At 59.3% G+C, this 19,151-nt stretch carries 22 protein-coding genes; 9 read left to right on the top strand and 13 right to left on the bottom strand.

The window, feature by feature from the left end:
* Positions 1-42: 42 nt before the first annotated feature.
* Positions 43-993: a FecR family protein gene (locus HF257_RS01135; RefSeq protein ID WP_185703932.1), complete on the bottom strand. Its 951-nt coding sequence runs from the start codon at positions 991-993 to the stop codon at positions 43-45.
* Positions 990-1,511, bottom strand: coding sequence for a sigma-70 family RNA polymerase sigma factor (locus HF257_RS01130; RefSeq protein WP_185703934.1), 522 nt, complete (start codon positions 1,509-1,511; stop codon positions 990-992). Before HF257_RS01130 ends, HF257_RS01135 begins: the two co-directional genes overlap by 4 nt.
* Positions 1,512-1,664: 153 nt before the next feature.
* Between HF257_RS01130 and HF257_RS01125 the strand changes: the two genes are divergently transcribed.
* Entirely contained in the window at positions 1,665-2,588 is a 924-nt protein-coding gene (locus HF257_RS01125; protein ID WP_185703936.1) for a LysR family transcriptional regulator, read from the top strand.
* Here the strand turns inward: HF257_RS01125 and HF257_RS01120 are convergent.
* Positions 2,491-3,195 carry a TetR/AcrR family transcriptional regulator gene (locus HF257_RS01120; RefSeq protein ID WP_185703938.1) on the bottom strand — a complete coding sequence of 235 codons (705 nt, stop codon included), beginning with the start codon at positions 3,193-3,195 and terminating at the stop codon, positions 2,491-2,493. The genes HF257_RS01125 and HF257_RS01120 overlap by 98 nt on opposite strands.
* A 120-nt stretch (positions 3,196-3,315) precedes the next feature.
* Here HF257_RS01120 and HF257_RS01115 point away from each other — a divergent pair, with 120 nt between their 5' ends.
* Together HF257_RS01115 and HF257_RS01110 are read left to right on the top strand one after the other, a co-directional pair.
* Positions 3,316-4,533, top strand: a complete 1,218-nt coding sequence (locus HF257_RS01115; RefSeq protein ID WP_185703940.1) for an MFS transporter — start codon at positions 3,316-3,318, stop codon at positions 4,531-4,533.
* Between the two features lie 94 nt (positions 4,534-4,627).
* Positions 4,628-5,416, top strand: coding sequence for a DNA/RNA non-specific endonuclease (locus tag HF257_RS01110; protein WP_185703942.1), 789 nt, complete (start codon positions 4,628-4,630; stop codon positions 5,414-5,416).
* Between the two features lie 3 nt (positions 5,417-5,419).
* On the opposite strand, the gene HF257_RS01105 is transcribed toward HF257_RS01110, so the two are convergent.
* Genes HF257_RS01105 through HF257_RS01090 form a run of 4 tightly spaced genes read right to left on the bottom strand, consistent with a single transcriptional unit; the run spans position 5,420 to position 8,092 of the window.
* Positions 5,420-5,599 (bottom strand): DUF1289 domain-containing protein, encoded by a 180-nt coding sequence (locus tag HF257_RS01105; RefSeq protein WP_185703944.1) that lies wholly within the window; start codon positions 5,597-5,599, stop codon positions 5,420-5,422.
* 30 nt (positions 5,600-5,629) lie between these two features.
* Positions 5,630-6,535: a CDF family Co(II)/Ni(II) efflux transporter DmeF gene (dmeF, locus tag HF257_RS01100; protein ID WP_185703946.1), complete on the bottom strand. Its 906-nt coding sequence runs from the start codon at positions 6,533-6,535 to the stop codon at positions 5,630-5,632.
* Positions 6,532-6,807 carry a metal/formaldehyde-sensitive transcriptional repressor gene (locus HF257_RS01095; protein WP_185703948.1) on the bottom strand — a complete coding sequence of 92 codons (276 nt, stop codon included), beginning with the start codon at positions 6,805-6,807 and terminating at the stop codon, positions 6,532-6,534. The genes dmeF and HF257_RS01095 overlap by 4 nt, the downstream gene beginning before the upstream one ends.
* 52 nt (positions 6,808-6,859) lie before the next feature.
* Positions 6,860-8,092: an MFS transporter gene (locus tag HF257_RS01090; protein WP_185703951.1), complete on the bottom strand. Its 1,233-nt coding sequence runs from the start codon at positions 8,090-8,092 to the stop codon at positions 6,860-6,862.
* Between the two features lie 83 nt (positions 8,093-8,175).
* Here HF257_RS01090 and HF257_RS01085 point away from each other — a divergent pair, with 83 nt between their 5' ends.
* Positions 8,176-9,387: a YeeE/YedE family protein gene (locus tag HF257_RS01085; RefSeq protein WP_185703954.1), complete on the top strand. Its 1,212-nt coding sequence runs from the start codon at positions 8,176-8,178 to the stop codon at positions 9,385-9,387.
* Between the two features lie 7 nt (positions 9,388-9,394).
* Here the strand turns inward: HF257_RS01085 and HF257_RS01080 are convergent, their stop codons facing one another.
* On the bottom strand, positions 9,395-9,556 hold the full coding sequence (locus HF257_RS01080; protein WP_185703956.1) for a DUF2986 domain-containing protein: 162 nt from the start codon (positions 9,554-9,556) through the stop codon (positions 9,395-9,397).
* Positions 9,557-9,706: 150 nt separating this feature from the next.
* Here HF257_RS01080 and panB point away from each other — a divergent pair, with 150 nt between their 5' ends.
* The gene (gene panB / locus HF257_RS01075) at positions 9,707-10,522 is read left to right on the top strand and encodes a 3-methyl-2-oxobutanoate hydroxymethyltransferase (RefSeq protein WP_185703958.1); all 816 of its coding nucleotides are present in this window, start codon (positions 9,707-9,709) and stop codon (positions 10,520-10,522) included.
* Here the strand turns inward: panB and HF257_RS01070 are convergent.
* The 4 genes from HF257_RS01070 to HF257_RS01055 form a co-directional block, all read right to left on the bottom strand.
* Positions 10,510-11,904 carry an aminotransferase-like domain-containing protein gene (locus HF257_RS01070; protein WP_185703960.1) on the bottom strand — a complete coding sequence of 465 codons (1,395 nt, stop codon included), beginning with the start codon at positions 11,902-11,904 and terminating at the stop codon, positions 10,510-10,512. The two genes, panB and HF257_RS01070, sit on opposite strands and share 13 nt — an antisense overlap.
* A gap of 71 nt (positions 11,905-11,975) precedes the next feature.
* Positions 11,976-13,211: a type II toxin-antitoxin system HipA family toxin gene (locus HF257_RS01065; protein WP_185703962.1), complete on the bottom strand. Its 1,236-nt coding sequence runs from the start codon at positions 13,209-13,211 to the stop codon at positions 11,976-11,978.
* A complete protein-coding gene (locus HF257_RS01060; protein ID WP_185703964.1) occupies positions 13,204-13,449 on the bottom strand; it encodes a helix-turn-helix domain-containing protein in 246 nt (81 codons plus the stop codon). The genes HF257_RS01065 and HF257_RS01060 overlap by 8 nt, the downstream gene beginning before the upstream one ends.
* An 88-nt stretch (positions 13,450-13,537) precedes the next feature.
* The gene (locus HF257_RS01055) at positions 13,538-14,578 is read right to left on the bottom strand and encodes an alpha/beta hydrolase family protein (protein ID WP_185703966.1); all 1,041 of its coding nucleotides are present in this window, start codon (positions 14,576-14,578) and stop codon (positions 13,538-13,540) included.
* A gap of 247 nt (positions 14,579-14,825) precedes the next feature.
* On the opposite strand from HF257_RS01055, the gene HF257_RS01050 reads away from it, so the two are divergent.
* Entirely contained in the window at positions 14,826-15,332 is a 507-nt protein-coding gene (locus HF257_RS01050) for a hypothetical protein (RefSeq protein WP_185703968.1), read from the top strand.
* 73 nt (positions 15,333-15,405) lie between these two features.
* Positions 15,406-16,737, top strand: a complete 1,332-nt coding sequence (locus HF257_RS01045; RefSeq protein WP_185703970.1) for a hypothetical protein — start codon at positions 15,406-15,408, stop codon at positions 16,735-16,737.
* A gap of 19 nt (positions 16,738-16,756) precedes the next feature.
* Here HF257_RS01045 and HF257_RS01040 read toward each other — a convergent pair whose 3' ends face one another.
* On the bottom strand, positions 16,757-17,164 hold the full coding sequence (locus tag HF257_RS01040; RefSeq protein ID WP_185703972.1) for a hypothetical protein: 408 nt from the start codon (positions 17,162-17,164) through the stop codon (positions 16,757-16,759).
* 222 nt (positions 17,165-17,386) lie between these two features.
* On the opposite strand from HF257_RS01040, the gene msrA reads away from it, so the two are divergent.
* Positions 17,387-17,893, top strand: coding sequence for a peptide-methionine (S)-S-oxide reductase MsrA (msrA, locus tag HF257_RS01035; protein ID WP_185703974.1), 507 nt, complete (start codon positions 17,387-17,389; stop codon positions 17,891-17,893).
* A gap of 785 nt (positions 17,894-18,678) precedes the next feature.
* Complete coding sequence (locus tag HF257_RS01030; protein WP_185703976.1) at positions 18,679-18,945, top strand: hypothetical protein; 267 nt, start codon at positions 18,679-18,681, stop codon at positions 18,943-18,945.
* The last annotated feature ends 206 nt before the right edge of the window (positions 18,946-19,151 follow it).

Raw genomic sequence — 19,151 nt, 5'->3', positions numbered from 1 at the left:
CTTGACGGGGCAGTCGTGAAAAGCGGAACCCGGTACACCAAACTATTTTTGCTGACGCTCGATCTGCAGCCACAACGGACTGAACGCGCGGATGCGCACAGGCAATCCGTCGGCGATCAATTGCAGGGCGCGGCGCGGATTATCCAGCGGCAAGACGGCGGACACCCGCAGGTCGGCCAGTTGTGCGCGGTCGAACTGCACATGCCCGCCGTATTGGCGCGCCAGCTCGTCCAACACCTCTGGCAACGGTCGGTCCTGCACCACCAGTTGATGGTGTTGCCAGGCGTCCTGGGTGGCGCGAGGGTCGATCTTGCCCAGCCGTTTCACCGCATCCGGGGTGATGCGTGCCTGCTCACCGGCGCTGACGCGCACATCGTCGTGATGGCTGGCGTCGGTGGCGGAGACTGTGGATTCGAGCATGCTCAGCAGCGTGCTGGAGGTTTCTCGCTTGACCGTAAAGCGCGTGCCGAGGGCGCGCATCTGGCCGTCGTCGGTGACCACCGTGAACGGCCGCGTGGCATCGTGGGCCACTTGCACCAGGATCTCGCCGCGCAGCAAACGCACCTGGCGTTGCTCGCCGTTGAAGTTCAGGTCCACGGCGCTGTTGCCGCTCAAGGTCAATTGCGAGCCGTCTTCCAGGTTGACCTGTTGCCATTGCGCTGGCGCGGTACGCTGGTCGGCCAGCAGGTAACTCGGCGGATACGCCCGTAATGCCAGGGCCACGGGCAACGCCACCAACACCCCCAGCAACACGCGACCCGCCGGATTGCGGCGGCGTACCCGCGCGGCTTCCAGCGCGGCCTGCACTGGCACTTGTTGCGGGCGCAACGCCTGCAAGCGCCCGACAAAGCCTTGCAGGCGCTCGAAGGCCGCGCCATGCCGAGGGTCGGCGGCCTTCCAGCGTTCGAATTGCTGTTGCTCGCGCTCGCTGAGGTTGCCCTCATTCAGGCGGATCACCCAGTTGGCCGCTTGTTGGTCGAGATCGGTGCTCATACGTCTAACGCGTGGTTGCAGTGCATCAGGGCATTCATCAGATGCTTGCGCACCATGCGCTCGGAAACTCCCAGGCGGCTGGCGATCTCGCTTTGACGCAGGCCTTCAAGGAAGTACAGCAGGAATGCCTGTCGCGCATTCTGGGCCAGGCCGTCGAGTACGAAGGCGATTTGCTCCAGTGCTTCGAGGGTGACCAGGATCTGTTCCGGCGACTGTTGGCACTGCTCCATCATCTCGATGGTCAGCGCCAATTCGCGCAGGTAGGTGTCTTCCAACTGGCGACGGCGCGCGCGGTCGATGATCAGGTGGCGTGCCGTGGTGGTCAGAAAGGCGCGGGGTTCGCGCATGCCGCCGAGCGCATCACGGGAAGCGAGGATTCTTACAAAAGTATCGTGGGATAAATCCGCAGCGTTATGTGGGCACCCGAGCTTTTTTCGCAGCCAGCCGAACAACCAGCCATGGTGCTCGGTGTAGAGCGTATGGACGGCCTGGTTCAGGGGAAGTTCGCTGGCCGACATGAGAAGGTACGTCTGCGGATAAGAATTATTCGCAAGATTAGCGGTGTGCCATCAGCGAAAGCAAGCGCGGCCAGTACCGAGCGTTGTATTTATGCGCAGAAGGCTGATAAACAGGCTGTCTATCTTTTAGGCTGATACTCGGTGTAATCAATCATGAAGCGCCATTTCGAAGATTTGCAGCTGGGTAGCATCGAGCTGTTCTGCCTTGCTGCCGAGGCCAGCAGTTTCACCGCCGCTGCGCAAACCGCCGGCGTTACACCGGCGGCGGTGAGCCGCAGCATCTCGCGCCTGGAAGAGCGTCTGGGTTCGCGCCTGTTTGTGCGCACTACCCGTAGCATTCGGCTGACCGACAGTGGCCGGACGTTTTTCGAGCAATGCCGCCAAGCACTTACCCAACTGGTGGAAGCGCAACAGGAAGTGATGGGCGCCCAGGCGGTGCCCTCCGGCCTGTTGCGCATCAGCATTCCGACGACATATGCCCACCATCGTCTGCTGCCGCTGCTGCCGAGGTTTCGCGAGCTGTACCCGCAGGTCACCGTGGATATCCACATCAGCAATCGCAATATCGACTTCGTCGCCGAAGGCTACGACCTGGCAATCCGCGTGCGCGCCCAGCCGGATTCCTCACTGATCGCACGGCTGCTGGAGAACGGTGAACTGGTGGTGGTCGCGGCGCCGTCTTATCTGCAACGTGCCGGTATCCCGCAAACACTGGAGGATCTGCCTGGGTTTGAGTGCATTCAATACGAATTGCCCAGCGACGGTCGGCGCATTCCCTGGTTATTCCAGGTAGACGGCACGGCGCAGGAGTTCGCAGGGGCGGCGGGGTACAGCTGTTCCGACGATGTGTTGGGTGGCGTGACACTGGCCAAGCATGGGGCGGGGTTGTTCCAGACGTACAAATTTATCGTCGAGCGGGAGCTGGCAGACGGCAGCCTGGTGGAAGTGTTGAAACCGTTTGGCGGAAGGTCGCGCCCGTTTACGTTGCTGTATCCCCACGGGCGGTATGTGCCCCATCGCGTGCGGGCGTTTTTGGATTTTCTGCTGGCGTGTCGTGACGAATGGGCGGGGCGATAGACGCTGCGGCGTCCCATGTCATCAACAACCCCGTGATCGCCGCATCGATGGTTGCGTGCGGCACGTTATCCCGCGCCAGGATCGAAACGCCCTGCAGGAAACTGTCAAATACCGTCGCCATAACGGCCGGGATGGTCGTGTCTGGCAACTGCCCGGCCTGCACCGCACGTTCCACACACGCTACGATTCCAGCCCGGGTGCGCAAGCGTGATTGGGTTAACGCATCCGCTACGCGCGCGTTCTCCGGGCTCGGCGCGCTCATCACGCCGAGGGCCACCATGCAGCCCTTGGGATGCCCGTCTTCACACTGCATGCGTGCCGATTGGCGCAACGCGGTTTCGATGGCCTGGCGCGGCGGCAGGGTTTCGTCCCACAGGCATTCGGTGACTTGGGCGTAGGTCGCCAAGTAGCGTTGCACGCACTCATCGAACAGCGCCTCCTTGGACCCGAACGCGGCGTAAAAACTTGGCGCGGAGATGCCACCGCCCAGGCCGGCCTTGAGCTGGGCCAGGGATGTGGCGTCGTAGCCGTGCTGCCAGAACAGGTGCAAGGCCTGGTCTACGGCCTGGTCGCGGTCGAAATTACGGGGGCGGCCCATTTGTGCCATGTCGGGTCTCCTGTGGAAAACGAGTTAAATACTAATCGATACATAAGTCGTTGACAACGTGCAGCGTGCGCCTGCAACATTTGTATCGATCAGTATTTAAATCCGCTCAAGGAGTTTCCCGTGACACCTTCGCTCAGCTTATCGGCGTCATCCGACCGTCTGCCCATCGGCGCTTTGCTCGCCCTGGCCATGACCGGCTTTATCTGTATCGTCACCGAAACCCTGCCCGCCGGCCTGTTGCCGTTGATCAGCGAGGGCCTGGCAATTTCGCCGTCGATGGCCGGGCAGATGGTTACCGCGTATGCGCTGGGTTCGGTATTGGCGGTGATCCCCATGACCATCGCGACCCGTGGCTGGCGCCGGCGCAATGTGCTGTTGCTGACCATCGTCGGTTTCCTGCTGTTCAACTCCATCACCGCGCTGTCGTCGCACTACGGTGTGACCCTGGTGGCGCGGTTCTTTGCCGGCGTCGCGGCGGGGTTGGCCTGGAGCCTGTTGGCCGGTTACGCCCGGCGCATGGTCGCGCCGCATCAACAGGGCAGGGCCTTGGCGTTGGCGATGGTGGGCACACCGATTGCGCTGTCGTTGGGCGTGCCGCTGGGCACGTGGCTGGGTGGCTTGGTGGGGTGGCGCACCACGTTTGGCCTGATGTCGGCGCTGACGGTGGTGCTGATTGTCTGGGTGCTGGTGAAGGTCCCGGACTTCGCCCCCCAAGCGGCGCACCAGCGGTTGTCGTTGGGAGAGGTGTTGACCACGCCGGGTGTGCGGCCGGTGCTGGCGGTGGTGATCACCTGGATGCTGGCGCACAACATTCTCTACACCTACATCGCCCCGTTCGTGGCGCCAGCGGGGTTGGCGGATCGGGTTGACCTGGTGCTGTTGGTGTTCGGCATTGCCGCTTTGGCCGGGATTTGGCTGACGGCCAAATTGGTCGAGCCACTGCTGCGCAAAACCGTGCTGGTGAGCCTGGCGACCTTTGCGCTGGTCAGTGTGGTGTTCGGTTTGCTGGGCGATCAGCCCCAGGTGATCTACCTCGGCGTGGCCGTCTGGGGCCTGAGCTTCGGTGGTGCCGCGACCTTGCTGCAAACTGCCCTGGCCGACGCGGCAGGCGATGGCGCAGACGTGGCGCTGTCGCTGAATGTGGTGGCGTGGAACAGTGCAATCGCCTGCAGCGGTGTGGTCGGCGCAGTGTTGCTGGATACCTGGGGCGTGGCGTCATTTCCCTGGGCGATGGTGGTGTTGATCGGTGTGTCGTTTGCGATTGCCTGGGGCGCACGTGGGCATGGCTTCAAACCCGGCGCGCGCAGTGCGGAAAGTCCTGCGGCGGTCGGGCACTAATCTTACAATTTCCTGTCAATAAATCCTGCAATATCATCCACTTGGCTCCGCACGGCGGAGCCTGCCGCTTTACTCCCTTTCGAAGATTTAATGCATGCGCCTTCGCAACATTGCAGTGGGGCTGTCCGCCCTTGTTTTGCTCTCCACCGGGGTCAGCGCCCGCAGCCTGCCCGACCTTTATTCCACGCAGGAAAAGCGACTGTCGTTCGACGCCTGTGCCGACTTGTTTCCCGCGACCCCCATCAACACCGCTACCGTGCCGGCGAATATGAAACCCCTGGCGCTGTGTTCCGATCACTTTGCGGTGCTCTATTCGCAAACCAGCAAGACCCCGCTGGTGGTGGTCGAACGCCTGAACGCCGCGCAGTTGAAAGACGCCAAGGGCGAGGAGCGCACCAACCAGTTCTACGCCGACCCGCGCATCCCCAAGGGCGGGCGCGCCGAGTTGAGCGACTACCGCGCCCAACACATGGACCGTGGCCATCAATCCCCGGCTGCCGATGCGCCGAATGCCAATGCCATGGCCCAGTCTTTCGCGCTGTCGAACATGGTGCCGCAAGACCCCACCAACAACCGCAAGATCTGGAGCAAGGTCGAGGCCGACGTGCGCAAGTTCGCCGTGCGTGCCGGCGGCGATGTGTATGTGTTTACCGGGCCGTTGTTCGACACTGGCTACAGCACCATCGGCGACAACAAGGTCTGGGTGCCGACGCGCCTGTTCAAGCTGGTGTATGACGCCTCGTCCAAACGTGCCTGGGCTTACGTGCTGCCCAATGCCGAAACGCGTATCCAGAAACCTATGGACTACGACACCTTTGTGAAAAGCACCGGCTTGAAACTGCTGGGCAACCTTCCCGTGTCGGGCTCGGTAGGGCGCGGCTGATCGCTACTTGGTCTTTTTCAACGCCTTTAATCGCTGCGTGGCGCGTTGCACGGCGGCCATCTTCTCGGGGCGCTTCATGCGCTTCCATTTGCGGATGTCGTCCTTGCTGCGCCCGCAACTCACGCAGAGGTCGCCGCTGAGCTGGCAGATGGAAATGCACGGGTTTTCGATGTCTTTGGCCAAGGGTTCACCTGGATAGGGAGTAAGCGGCTGTTACGCCGCACGGAACTCGACGGTGAGGTGGCTCACTTCATGGACGGGCTTGAGACGTTCGCGAATGAGCTCGGCGTCCGTCGTAGCGCCACCGATCACGCTCACAATGGCTGCATGCGCATCGGGTCCTACGCGCCAGACGTGCAAGTCGGTGATCGTTGCATCACCGGGCTGCTCCACCAACTCTCGGATCTCTTCGGCGACGTGTGCGTCGGTCTGGTCCAGCAGCACGCCGGCGGTGGTGCCCATCAGCGTCCAGGCCCAGCGCGCGATCACAATGGCGCCGACGATGCCCATCACGGGGTCCAACCACACCCAACCCAAGTAACGTCCTGCCAGCAATGCAGCGATGGCCAGCACTGAGGTCAAGGCATCGGCGATGACATGAACGTAGGCAGACTTGAAATTGTTGTCGTGGCCGTGATGGGCATGGCCGTGGTCGTGATCATGGCCTTGACCCTGGCCGAGCAGTAGCGCGCTGACAACGTTCACCCCCAGGCCAACCGCCGCGATCAATGTGGCTGTGCCGAACTGCACGTCGGTAGGAGTGAGCAGGCGCATCACCGACTCGACACCAATGCCCAAGGACACCAGCGCCAGGATCAGCGCCGAGGCGAAGCCGCCCAAATCACCCACCTTGCCGGTGCCGAAACTGTAGCGCGGGTTGTTTGCATGGCGTTTGGCATAGGCGTATGCCGCCGCGGCAATGCCCAGGGCCACCACATGGGTGCCCATGTGAAAACCGTCGGCGAGCAGGGCCATGGAACCGGTGAGGGCCCCGGTGACAATCTCCGCGACCATCATGACCACGGTGAGCATCACCACCCAGAGGGTGCGCTTGGCATTCTCTTCGTGGGCGGCGCCGAGAAACACGTGTTCGTGTGTGTGGCTGTTCAGGGCGATCATTTGGAGTACCTGCGGATGGCTTCCAGCAGTTCTTCAACACCTTGGCTACGTTGCTCGGCGTTGAGGGACGGGTCGGCCACGTGAGCCCTGGCATGGTCTTCGATGATTTCTTCCATCAAACCGTTGATGGCGCCGCGCGTGGCGGCCACCAGGTGCAGGGTCTTGGCGCAGTCGGCGTCGGCTTCCAGTTCGCGTTCGAGGGCCTGGATCTGTCCGGCGATGCGTTTGACGCGCTTGATCAGATTGTCTTTGTTTGCGGCTACGTGACCCATGTGTATACCCCCCCTACCTATAGTGGGGCGGATCATTGCATACCCCACCCCCCTATAACAAGGGGGGCTTTTCTGGCTGATCCAATTGGCGTCTGAGGGTATAGAGCGCCACGCCTACAGCGAGGATGCCCGCCACTGCGCCGACCGCCAGCGCCCAGCGCGGACCCAGGTGGTCGGCAACCCAGCCGACGATGGGCGCACCGATGGGCGTGCCCCCCAAGGCCACGCCGACGCGCAGGGCAATCACCCGACCGCGCATGGCGGGCTCGGTGCTGAGTTGCATCAGGCTGTTGGTGGTGTTGCTGAAGGTCATGGCGCCCACGCCGATGATCACCAGCGCGACCGCGAACAACCCGTAGTTCGGCGCCAGGGCGGCCAAGGTGCAGCCGACGCCGAAGATGGCGGCGCCGTTGAGCAGCGACTTGAACTGCGGCCGCTCGCGCCCGGCGGCCAGCAGGGCACCGACGATGGTGCCGATGGCCAGGGTCGAGGTCAGCAGGCCATAGCCACGGGCGTCGGTGTGGAACACGGTGACGGCCATGGTCGAGATGAAAATCGGGAAGTTCATGCCGAAGGTGCCGATCAGAAACAGCATCAGCAGAATCGCCTTCAAATCCGGCCGCGCCCACACGTAACGCAATCCCTCAGTCAGGCTGCCTTTAGTGCGCAAGGCGCGCACCTTGGCGTGTTGGCCAGATACCCGCAGGAAAAACAACGAGGCCAGCACCGCAAAAAAGCTGCTGCCATTCAGCAAGAACGCCCAGCCGGTGCCCAGCGATGCGATGGTCAGGCCCGCCACCGCCGGGCCGATCATGCGCGCCATATTGAACGAGGTGGAGTTGAGCGCGATGGCGTTGGACAAGTCCTTCTCGCCCACCAGTTCCGCGACGAAAATCTGCCGGACCGGCGCATCGAACGCCGAGGCGCAGCCGGACAAAAACGCAAACACATACACCTGCCACAGCTGCACGATGCCGGTGACGGTGAGCACACCCAGGGTCAGCGCCAGCACGCCCATCGTCGCCTGGGTCGCGATCAGCAATTTGCGTTGGTCGTAGTGATCGGCGGCAAAACCGGTCCAGGGCAGTAACAGCAGCTGCGGCCCGAACTGCAACGACATGACAATACCGACCGCCGCAGCGTTGTGCGGGGTGAGTTGGGTGAGCACCAGCCAGTCCTGAGCGGTGCGTTGCATCCAGGTGCCAATGTTGGACACCAGCGCCCCGGCGGCCCAGATACGGTAGTTGGTGCTGCGCAGGGAGCGGAAGGTGCCGAGCAAACGCATGAATACTCCTTAGATAAGCCGCCCCTGGGTTTATACTCGCCCCCCTCGCAATCCTCCACATTCAAACGAACCGGGATACCCCCATGAGTACCTCTCTTCCTCTCGCCCCCGCGCGCAAGCCCATTGCGCCGCTGGTGGCCTTTATCATTCTGGTGCTTGGCGCCTTGTTTCTGCAGAACAGCGTCGGTTCCTCCCAGGTGTTGTTGCTGGTGGTCGGTGCTGCACTGGGCTTGACCCTCTACCACGCGGCCTTCGGTTTTACGTCGGCCTGGCGTGTGTTCATCAATGAGCGTCGTGGCGCAGGTTTGCGTGCGCAGATGGTGATGCTGGCGCTGGCGGTGCTGTTGTTTTTCCCGGCACTGGGGGCGGGCAGCTTGTTTGGGCAACCGGTGGTCGGGCTGGTGGCGCCGGCCGGGGTGTCGGTGGTGTTCGGGGCATTTATCTTCGGCATCGGCATGCAGCTGGGTGGCGGCTGTGCGTCGGGCACGCTGTTCACCGTGGGCGGCGGTAATGCGCGCATGCTGGTGACGCTGTTCTTTTTCATCTGCGGTTCGTTGATCGCCACACACCACGTGGATTGGTGGTTTGCGCTGCCGTCGTTCCCGGCAGTGTCCATCGTCAAGAGCTTCGGCGTGGCACCCGCCATGGGCTTGAGCCTGACAGTATTCGCGTTGATCGCTTGGGTGACGGTGCGCCTGGAAAAAGGCCGCCACGGCCAACTTGAAGAAGGCGTGACCAGCGAACACACCGGCTTGCGCCGCTTCCTGCGCGGGCCTTGGCCGCTGCTGTGGGGCGCGATTGGCCTGGCCTTGCTCAACTACGCCACGCTGGCATTGGCCGGTCGCCCATGGGGCATCACCTCGGCGTTTGCGCTGTGGGGCGCCAAGGTAGCAAGCGGTTTGGGTGTGGACGTGGCCAGTTGGGCGTTCTGGCAGATGCCGGGCAACGCCAAGGCCCTGGCTGCGCCGGTGTGGGAAGACATCACCAGCGTCATGGACATTGGCATCGTCCTTGGCGCGCTGTTGGCCGCAGGCCTGGCCGGGCGCTTTGCCCCCAGCCTGAAAATCCCCGCGCGCTCGCTGGTGGCGGCGGTGATCGGCGGCCTCCTACTCGGCTACGGCTCGCGCCTGGCGTACGGCTGCAACATCGGCGCGTACTTCAGCGGCATCGCCTCGGGCAGCCTGCATGGCTGGGTGTGGCTGGTGGCGGCGTTTATCGGCAATAGCGTGGGTGTGCGGTTGCGGCCGTTGTTCTTTGAGGGGGAGCGGCGGCAGGTCGGTTTGACCGGCTGCTGAATACGCCTCAGCTCTCGGCAGGCGGTACCGGGGTTTCAGAGGCCTCAGCTTCGAGTTTCAACCGGTCCGCTTTGCTGATGTACCGATCCTTGGATTTGGGCGCCAATTTGGCGCTGGCCTTTTTGGCTTTGGCCTTGAAGAGCTGCTGCAGTTTCTTTTGGCGGTTCATGTCGTTTTACCGGGGTTGTGAAGGCCGCGATGATACCAGCTTGAGAAACTGCCGCTGTTGCCTGGGTCGCTTTTTAGCAAGGATCTGTGCATTGAATGCGCATTCGTTTCACCAATAATCGGGTCCTCCAGCGCATAACGGAAGACACTGATGAGCATCCATACTCGTACCAAACGCCTGACTGTTCCCCAACTGGTCGCGATGAAAGGCCAGCAGAAAATCGTCTCGTTGACGGCGTATTCCAGCGCGATCGCCAAGCTGATCGATCCACTGGTCGACTTCATTCTGATAGGCGACTCAACGGCCATGGTCGGCTACGGCCGAGCTTCGACCTTGAGCATGCAGCTCGAAGAAATCATCGGCCACACCCGTGCGGTGGTCGACAGCACACGCCTGGCTTGCGTCATCGCCGACATGCCATTTGGCAGCTATCAGGAATCCAACGAACAGGCCTTTCGCAACTGCGCCCAGGTACTGGCGCGCACCGGTTGCGACGCGGTGAAACTCGAGACCAACACGGCATTGGCCGGCACCGTGGAGTTTCTGGTCTCGCGGGGAATTCCGGTGATGGCCCACGTGGGGCTGATGCCGCAGTTCGTCAATGTGATGGGCGGGTTCAAGGCCCAGGGCCTCACGCCTGAGACCGGTGCACTGATTGCCGAGGACGCACGTGCGTGTGTGGAGGCGGGCGCTTTCAGCCTGGTGTTAGAAGGCGTGGCTGAGGGCGTGGCCCGGCAGATCACCCTGGATTCGAAAATGCCGACCATCGGCATCGGAGCGTCACCCGCCTGCGACGGCCAGGTGCTGGTCACCGAGGACGTACTAGGCCTGGGCGGCGACCATGTGCCGCGCTTCGTCAAGCAATACGCCGACGTCGGCGCGGTGATCCGCGATGCGTGCGAGCGCTTTGCCGAAGACGTGCGCCATGGCCGTTTCCCTGAAGCGAAGCATTGCTACGGGCTCTGACGGAACGCCTCGGCCATGAGTTGCAGCGCTTGGGCAATGTCCTTGCTCCAATCGAGGGTGTAGCTCAGGCGCATATGCTGTTTCCAGGCCCCTTGCTGGCTGAAGAGTTCGCCGGGGACGATCACGATACGCTGGGCCAGCAACGCTTCAAGCGCTTGGTGCATGTCCACCGGGTGCGCGGCCTGCAGCCAGAAGCAGGCGCCGCCTTGCGGGATGATGACGTGGAACTGGCCGGCGCAGTGTTCGGCCAACAGGCGGTTCATGCGGGTCATGGCGTCGTGCAGCAAGCCTCGCAGCTTGTGCAGATGGGCGTCGATTCGCTTGGAAGTGAACAGCTTGGCGATGGCTTTCTGACGAATCGGCGAGAGGCGAAATGCTCGCTCCAGGAACTGGCGCTGCATGGCTTGGCCCTGTCCTCGGCAGAGCACATAACCATAGGGCGCCTCCGAGCCGATTACCTTGTCGAAGGTCGAAAACACCACCAGCTTCTGCGGGTCGGCGAAGTCGCGGTAACGGGCCGGTTCTGGAGGGAAATACAGTTCACCGTACGTGTCGTTTTCGAATAGCCAGATAGCTCGCTGCGCCAGCCAGCGGCAGATCTGCTGCTTGTCCTGCGCCGGCATCAGACTGCCGTGGGGAATGTTCACCGTCGATGACAGCACCGCCAGGCGGATGGGCTCACGGGTAAGCATGCCCTGTAGCGCGTCCAAGTCGAAACGCCCGTGGGCGTCCAGCGGCATTTCAATCACGCGGATGTTGGCCGCCTGCAACTGACGCAGGATCGCCCAGGAGCACGGTGACTCCACCAACGCGACCGTATCCACCAGCTCCAGCGCGCGAAGCGAAAGGCCCAGTACACTGTGCAAGTCGGCACCGATATACACGTCATCGGCCTGCCAATAATTGTCCGTAGACCGGGTGTAGCGCTCGGCCAGCGCGGTACGCAATTCGGGTTCGCCGAACGGCAGATAATGCGGGGTCAGGGCGCGTGGGTAATGGCGGGCCAGTTCGCGTTCCATCAGCAACAACGGGTTTTCCAACGACAACAGCACCGCCGGTGCATCGCTGCCCAGCGCCAGCATGCCGGGTTGGCGAGCGTTGGCGAAGACTTGGTCGAGCAGGTCTGCTGAGCGATCAGTCGATAACGACGTCGACATCAAACGGGTGAAGTAACCGAGCTTGGGCCTGGCGTAGATCCGTCCTTCATCCTCAAGCAGCGAGTAGGCATATTTGGTGGTCGACACCGACACGCCCAGGCGCTGCGCCAGCTGGCGCAGGGAAGGTAATTTGTGGTCGCCTTGCACGGGGCTGGCCTCGATCAATTCGACGAGGTAGCGGTAGACCGCTTGGTAGGCGAAGGCGGCGTCTTTGGGGTTATGCATGATCACTCCAAGTAGCCGTTGGATCTGCGTTGCAAAACCACCGCTGGCCTCGCGCGTTCAAACAGGCACGTTCACTTCGGCTCAATACTTCTCGCTAGCCCGGTGGCCCAAGCAGCAGCCATCTTTTCGCCTACCGCCTCAAACGCTGGGTGGGCGTCTCTATAGTCCGATAGCTCTGCCATCGCGCGATTCATGCCGCGGTGTACGTTGGCGAGTAGTTCGTTGCAACGGGCCTCTGACAAATTGCACGCGCTGCGCCCAAACTGGACCAGCATCTTGCGCTTTGGCCAAGCTTTCGAGCCGCCGAGCAACAGGCCCATAATGTCGTTCACCTGATACACCGTGGTCGTCACGAGGTCATAAGCTGGCGCAAGTCGAATATCGGCATCTTCGGCACAGTCCTCATAGAGCAACCCGAAGTTCTTCAAATGCCCATCACCATTCTGGAGCGCCGCCGAGAGCGCCACCATCATGAAGAAGTCTTCCAGTGCCTTGGTCAACCGGGAAGGGGAGACGTAGGTCTTGATGAGCTTCGCGCAGCCCTGGTAGCTGCCGTCGTACTTCTTATCTGTTCCCCATCCGGACAGCACGCACATATCCTCAAACCCAAGGTACGCGTTGTCACCGATGTCGAACCGTTTTACCACCAGAAACCGACCGTGTTCGCTTAGCTGGCATTCAGGTACTTCAAGACCGGTATGAAAGGCTGCGCGCATGCAGAAAAATTCATTGGCTGCGAGTTGCGCGAAGTCTGAATCATTAAAGGCTTTCACCAAGTGCGTGGCGCCACGATGGGTGAGGCGCGCAACGTCGGAATCCGTATCGCCAATATCGCGCACCAGTACCTTCGGTTGAACGCCCGAGACACCTGAGTAGGCTGCATAAGTGTTCATCAGATCGTCGAAGAGATCTTTCGCTCCGTCATACACCAGCACATCAGAGAGCTTTATTTCAGGTAACGATTCATTCGCGGTGGTGTGGGTGACGCTGATGCGACCTAATTGGTGCGGGCCGACGATACTCAGTAAAGCGAAATCGTCAAAGCCGCGCACGGACTTGCTGAAACGGCGCACGAGCTCCGCTTTCAGGTGCCCTTCGGGGAGGTGCATCTCAAACAACGGATGGACGCCATACGCCCAGGTATAACTCTTCAGTCGCACGGGCATAGTCAAAGACACCGCGTCCTTTTCGGCGACCGCTGGGTTATACGCAAACACCGAGTCTCGCTGGTTTTCTTCGCTGCGCCCAAGTATCCCGGCTGATACGCCGCTGGCGCCGATGTACAGCCGGTCGCGTTCTCTAGTCATGGACGCTTTCTGTTTTCAGTTCATCGAGCGTTCTACGTCGACGCTTAGGCGTCGCGGTCAATTCGTATCCCAGCCCCTCTAGGATTGCGGCCACCTTACGGATCCCCACCTCAGGGATAGTGTTGTTCTCGATCCCCGAGATAGTTGCGCGGCTCATACCATGCCTAAGCGCGAGCTGGCTTTGTGAAAGGCCAGCCGCCTTACGCAGGTTTTTGATCAGGAGACCTAAGTCATCCATATCAATTGCATCCTATACAGTACGTTTTCTTTGATTTTTCTATTTGTGCATCGTATTTGATGCGATTTGTCTTGGGTAGGCTTTTCTTTTACTTCGGCGTTGCCCTACTTAGAAAACCGCTGATCAACTCAATAATCTGCTGCTGAATCACCGCCCGTGGTCGCGCACCCTCACCATCCCGGCAAATCATGCCGTCGCCCGGCGAGCTTTCTTCAATCAACGCCACCGCCCCAGGCTTGCAAATCGACATAAAGCTGAAGTGGGTCGCATCGCCGATCTCTACATATTGGGTCGCTGTCTTGGGCATGCGCTTGACCATGTGTGCGGACTCCAGATTAGGGTCCATATCGTCCGTCGGCACACCGCCTGCGATCACCAGCGCTGGAACCGGCAGTGCGGCCAGGCTCGCGTTGGTGAAGCCGCGTGACAGGCCCAGGTCCAGGGAGACAATGGCGGTGACGCGCTTGTCGCTCAAATCAGCGGCGAGCTTGGCTTTACCGGCAGGCGTACTGGCTGGGTTCATCTCGTGGTAGCCAATGCAACCGCCCAACTTTGGGTGCGCGTTGCAGTCGCGGCTGAACAGCTCGGGGTCGAAGCGCGCACCGCCGATTTCCAGCACGGTCCAGCCACCGAGGGAGTGGCCGATTGCGGCAATCCGGTTTTTCGCTACCACGCCAAATTGCTCCGGCTTGGCCAGCACCGCGTCGATGGCACGGCTCAGGTCGGCGGGGCGTTGCCATAACTGTGCGGCAGCCAGCGGGCTGCGGTCTTTGGTGGTAGTGCCGGGGTGGTTGACCGCCGCCACGATATAACCCTGATGCGCCAAGGAACTGGCCAGCCACACCTGTTTGCCCCAATTACCGCCGTAGCCGTGAGAAAGCACGACCAACGGATGCTCACCGGCAGCCGGTGGCGCGTCGGGCACGCCGAGGGCACCGATGAAGACGGCGTTGTCGGCGATCAACTCGGGTTTGGCGGTGGTAGTGGCGGGGTACCAGACGACCAGCTCCAGTGGGCGCTTGTTCTGCGGGTCGGCAATGGTGGTGTTTTGGAAGCCAACGGGGGTGTCGTCGGCGAAGGCTGGTGCGGCGAGGAACGTCAGGAACAGGGCGGCGAAGGCGGCTCTCATTGTTTTTATCGTCCTTGAAGTGAGGTGGCGCAGCATGCCCGGAAATCGCCGTTTTGGGTAGAGGGGCGGGGGGACTAGGAAGTTACTTACTTGTTCTTACTTCTAAGTCTGACGGAGTTGTCTTTCATGATTTTAGGAAGTGGGTGGGTTTGTTTGGTTAATCAATCGTGCGATGGTGGTGGTGTGAATCTTACAGCTGGATTGATTTGAAACTTGAATGTTGGCTTCCTACTTTTAGGTGATGATTATGAAAGACGTAATTGAGTGTTCTGGCAGCACAATGGCAAGCCGGTCTTTGTTTGCCTTGTTTGGTGTTTTGATGATGTGTACACAGGGTGTCGCTTTGGCGGCGGAGTATTCTATTACTAAGGCAGAGGCGCCCGGTCCCGTACTTGTGCTATCTAACTCTGCTACCCATCCTGGTGTCGGGTTTGCAAATTTCAATGTCCTGTATCCTGATATTCCTGCGGGAACACTCAACGATCCAAAGCAGTTGCTAGACATTCGATGGAGCACAACCTATTACCCTCAGACACTCAATGAAAAGGTGGAACTGTGTTACTACCAGCCTTTCAGCTCACAAAAAAATTGCGAGGAGATCTACCCGAACTCTTCGGGAGTCCTGACGGTTTTCAATAACCAATCTTTCGGTCATGGCTCAAAAGTTACCATCAATCATAGTGTGTTAGGCGGTACGCCACCCTACGCGCGTCCTGCGGGCGTCGACTCCGTGACATTCAGATATAGGTACTAACAGGGTGTATAAGGCTCGCGAGCAGAAGAGCTCTGCGTGGAAATTTACATGCAGTTATGCAAGGTGAATACTCATGATCACTATCGCGCATTATATATCGTCGTCTAGCAGGCCCGTGGTAGTCGACGCCAACAGCGTTGTTACCTTGCCCGCTTTCCTGGCAGATGAGCGTGAGAGGGGTACGTCCACCTCTGCAAGTAATAGCGGTACCACCACCGTGTCGATCCTGTCCCGTCAATTGAGTGAGGCGGCCACGCGGGCTGAAACTCGCGCAGGAGGGAAGAGTGCAGATCTGCTTGACCCGATTACAGGCGACAACTATTTCGCTAGCAAATCGCAGCACGACATAGAAATTCCAACTACCCAAAACCCGGAACTTCTAGTACGTGCTCGGCAAGCGACCGGATTCGTCAACGGCTCTGACAGTAACCCTTTCAAAAATCTCTCGCGTGATCAACTCCATCTAATCGCTCATGACGAAGGAGGCTCCTTTACCATCAACGAGCGACGTGCGGCTTGGGAAACGATGCAACCCGCGGAGCTACTGGACGATTCGAGTCCGAAGCCGCTTTCCATTAATGGCCGTGACATTATGATTTCGCGCTTGTTTGGCAATAGTGAACCGCCGGTTGCCCTTGCACCTGCGACGTTTCACAACATCACTCAAAATCGCAACGAATTCCTCAGCAGTGATGATCGTGCCCTGATCGCGGATATGTACGCTTATGCACAAGCGGAAGGTGCAGACCTTCACTACGTTGATCAATTGGTTATGTCACTCAGCACCTTTCGCTATTACAGCGACGGTCGCCAGCTCAGTGGTAATAATGGCTATAACGCGGAGGGGTATCGAGTGACATATGATGTCAAGCCAGCGGACACCGTCATTGCCGCAGGCATCCTGAACGGATCAGCGCTCGCCAGTACCCGTATCGACCAAGACTTTTTGCGATATATCCTGAGTTCGGATCACAGAGCGTTCTCCAATGTTGGCGGCATACCCTTCCTGGAGCGGATGGTAAAAAAATTCTCCGATGAAGGCGCGAATCAACCCCCACTCGGCAGTGAGTTCGCTACATACAAAAAGGTCAGGTACGAGGACCATATTGTTCAAACCACGTACAAGCATATAAGGCTCCCTCCGTCCAAGGTGCTTGCGGGTAAGGTCGACGGCGTGTGGACCCTCACCGAACTCGGCAAGTCAGAGGGCTACACGCTGGACAAACTCACCGGCCGGTTGAGCAAGCCAACCGCTCCTACCGAGGCCCCGTCGCTGCTGACGCCTGCCCCCAGCACGTCCAAGCGAACTTTCCTGGATGCGCTTCGCGAAACCCCCGACCAGCCCGCAACGCGCTGGATCTGGCCCGGCCATCTCTTCAAGCTGATGAAGAACTACAAGCCCTGATAGTGGGATATACAACTCCCTACGGCACCGCATAGTCCTCATACCTCAAGGAGATCCCATCCTCCTGCGGATAGCTGACATACACCACCACCCCATCACTGCTGTCCACCAATGCGTAGGGCCACTTGCCGTTGGCCTTGCGCATATGCTCATACAGAGGCAGGAAAAAATCCTTGGTGTCACCGCGCGGATCGTAGGGCGCCTGTACCTGAAATATCGGAAAGTGCCCGTCATTGCATAGCTGGATGCGCTCCAGCTTGAAGTCGTTTTTCTCCAGCAGGGCACGGGTAGGGTGTTGCCAGGTGGAGAGGTCGACGTCGCGGCAGTCTCTGGTCTTTTCGGTGTAGAGCGTGGTGTTTTCAAGCGCGGGGAAGGCGTGTGCCAAGGCGGGCAAAAGCAGTAGCAGCAAGGGAAACAGGCGCGGCATGGCTGCGCTCCGTGAGGTATGGGAGCGCGATTGTAGGGCTTTTTACCGATCGTAGATGTGGGAGCGCGCGCAGAGGAGAAAATCCTTGAATGAGGCGCCGGTCAACAGCACTCGTATCGAGCTGGGTTTTTATGCTACTTACTGGATCTGGGTACCTAATCGAATTAGGTAAGGACACGTCGCAGGCCCGCGCGACTCATCCATTAAGTGGAAAGACAAACCATGACCAACCCAACTGAAACCGCCATCCTTGCCGGCGGATGCTTCTGGGGCATGCAGGACCTGTTGCGACGCTACCCCGGCGTGCTGCACACACGCGTCGGCTACACCGGCGGCGATGTCCCGAACGCCACCTATCGCAACCACGGTAACCATGCTGAAGCGATTGAGATCGTGTTTGACCCGGCGGTGATGACCTACCGGCAGATACTTGAATTCTTTTTCCAGATCCACGACCCGAGCACACCCAATCGGCAGGGCAATGACCGTGGGCCTAGCTATCGTTCGGCGATTTATTACCTGAGTGAAGCGCAAAGGGATGTGGCCGAGGACACGGCGGCGGATGTTGACGCGTCAAAGTTATGGCCGGGGCGCGTGGTGACAGAGATTGAACCGGCGGGCCCGTTTTGGGAGGCAGAGCCGGAGCATCAGGATTATTTGGAGCGGGTGCCGAATGGGTATACATGCCACTTTGTGCGGCCGGGGTGGAAGTTGTCGAAGCGGGGTTGAGGGCGAGTTACACAGAAAGGGGGAGTCGGTGCGAATCGGGGAGGGGGGGGTAAACATCAGTCTTCTTAATAAGCGTCATCGTGACGGCTGCTGGGGTCGATAGCGGCTGGTCACGACTGGCTGCTATCGCCCCAAAACTGCCCTTTACGAAAGCCCGCTACCGGCCAGAAACAATCCGATATTGAAGGCTGGCGGGGATTGATACATGGCTTCGCCGGCGTTAGTCTCAAATGGTCAGAGCTAACACTGTTCGGTATGCGTACTCGACTCGCACAAGCTGCACCTTTGCTCGCCAGCAAGCTGGATGTTTAACCGTAAATTTAGGGAACTCATGGATAAGTTGCGAGTAGAAAGTAAAAAAATCACTTCGTATGGTTTGTTCCTTAAGGAACCCCCGCGGCCTCCAAGCCGAGGCGGTAACACAGGCGCATTGCATTCCCACGTTTTGGAAATAGAGGGTGAAAAGTTCAGTTTCTTGGCGCTAGGCTCTCAACAATGGGTATTTAAGTCGGATTTCGTTTCTTTTGAATTTAAAGTAGAGAACGGATACAAAAACATAATCAAAGAAACCATTTTCACAATTGATCGTTATGGCAGAGTCGCGACTAGAGGGAATCGAGGCTTTAAGACGCAACTCCGCTCCGCCCCGGCAAGGCTCCCTAGCAGCAAAAGGGAGCAAAGAGATTGATCCCTCACGCAATACGCATGTTGGTTCTATTCGCAGGATTGCCGTTTCAGTACTTCCACCCCTTAAATTAAACGCTACGCAACGAATAAGGAAATTTATGAGCCGCCAACTATCATTCGAGCGAAATATAAACAAAGTTTTAGTCTCCGCCGATTCTCTTGGAGTCTGGATCGTTGCAGGCTGGACAGTTGGGATTCCAAAAGATACGGCGATACAGTACGTAAAACACTACGACAGCAGCCCCGCTGAAGGTTTTTATAAACACGAGGGCGAGATAATACTTAGTCACGGGGCAGGTAAAATTTATCTTTCAGAACCAGAAGCAGATGCAATCATCGCGCTTATCAAAGCTACTTATATGTGAAGTGCCAAACACGGTTCCAATCGGCCCGACTTCCTCGCTAGGACGTCCGTAAACTGCGCTCACGGTCGTCCTTTCACTTTCCTGTTAAGTTGGCCTTTACCGGCTAAAAGAGGTATTTAGGATTTTAATTCAACCACTAGGCAAGACCTTTATTCTTGTTGTTTTTTAGTAGCGAGGCATCCTCTATCAATGTAATTTCAAGGGGG

The sequence above is a fragment of the Pseudomonas cremoris genome (assembly GCF_014230465.1).
The sequence above is the reverse complement of the archived record's forward strand: the minus strand, read 5'-3'. Positions and strand labels throughout refer to the sequence as shown.

Coding starts and splice junctions, on each gene's coding strand:
- HF257_RS01040 (WP_185703972.1), bottom strand. CDS start 17,164: ATGCCGCGCCTGTTTCCCTTGCTGCTACTGCTTTTGCCCGCCTTGGCA.
- HF257_RS01050 (WP_185703968.1), top strand. CDS start 14,826: ATGAAAGACGTAATTGAGTGTTCTGGCAGCACAATGGCAAGCCGGTCT.
- HF257_RS01135 (WP_185703932.1), bottom strand. CDS start 993: ATGAGCACCGATCTCGACCAACAAGCGGCCAACTGGGTGATCCGCCTG.
- HF257_RS01110 (WP_185703942.1), top strand. CDS start 4,628: ATGCGCCTTCGCAACATTGCAGTGGGGCTGTCCGCCCTTGTTTTGCTC.
- panB (WP_185703958.1), top strand. CDS start 9,707: ATGAGCATCCATACTCGTACCAAACGCCTGACTGTTCCCCAACTGGTC.
- HF257_RS01085 (WP_185703954.1), top strand. CDS start 8,176: ATGAGTACCTCTCTTCCTCTCGCCCCCGCGCGCAAGCCCATTGCGCCG.
- HF257_RS01120 (WP_185703938.1), bottom strand. CDS start 3,195: ATGGCACAAATGGGCCGCCCCCGTAATTTCGACCGCGACCAGGCCGTA.
- HF257_RS01030 (WP_185703976.1), top strand. CDS start 18,679: ATGAGCCGCCAACTATCATTCGAGCGAAATATAAACAAAGTTTTAGTC.
- HF257_RS01125 (WP_185703936.1), top strand. CDS start 1,665: ATGAAGCGCCATTTCGAAGATTTGCAGCTGGGTAGCATCGAGCTGTTC.
- HF257_RS01095 (WP_185703948.1), bottom strand. CDS start 6,807: ATGGGTCACGTAGCCGCAAACAAAGACAATCTGATCAAGCGCGTCAAA.
- HF257_RS01055 (WP_185703966.1), bottom strand. CDS start 14,578: ATGAGAGCCGCCTTCGCCGCCCTGTTCCTGACGTTCCTCGCCGCACCA.
- msrA (WP_185703974.1), top strand. CDS start 17,387: ATGACCAACCCAACTGAAACCGCCATCCTTGCCGGCGGATGCTTCTGG.
- HF257_RS01080 (WP_185703956.1), bottom strand. CDS start 9,556: ATGAACCGCCAAAAGAAACTGCAGCAGCTCTTCAAGGCCAAAGCCAAA.
- HF257_RS01065 (WP_185703962.1), bottom strand. CDS start 13,211: ATGACTAGAGAACGCGACCGGCTGTACATCGGCGCCAGCGGCGTATCA.
- HF257_RS01070 (WP_185703960.1), bottom strand. CDS start 11,904: ATGCATAACCCCAAAGACGCCGCCTTCGCCTACCAAGCGGTCTACCGC.
- dmeF (WP_185703946.1), bottom strand. CDS start 6,535: ATGATCGCCCTGAACAGCCACACACACGAACACGTGTTTCTCGGCGCC.
- HF257_RS01130 (WP_185703934.1), bottom strand. CDS start 1,511: ATGTCGGCCAGCGAACTTCCCCTGAACCAGGCCGTCCATACGCTCTAC.
- HF257_RS01045 (WP_185703970.1), top strand. CDS start 15,406: ATGATCACTATCGCGCATTATATATCGTCGTCTAGCAGGCCCGTGGTA.
- HF257_RS01090 (WP_185703951.1), bottom strand. CDS start 8,092: ATGCGTTTGCTCGGCACCTTCCGCTCCCTGCGCAGCACCAACTACCGT.
- HF257_RS01060 (WP_185703964.1), bottom strand. CDS start 13,449: ATGGATGACTTAGGTCTCCTGATCAAAAACCTGCGTAAGGCGGCTGGC.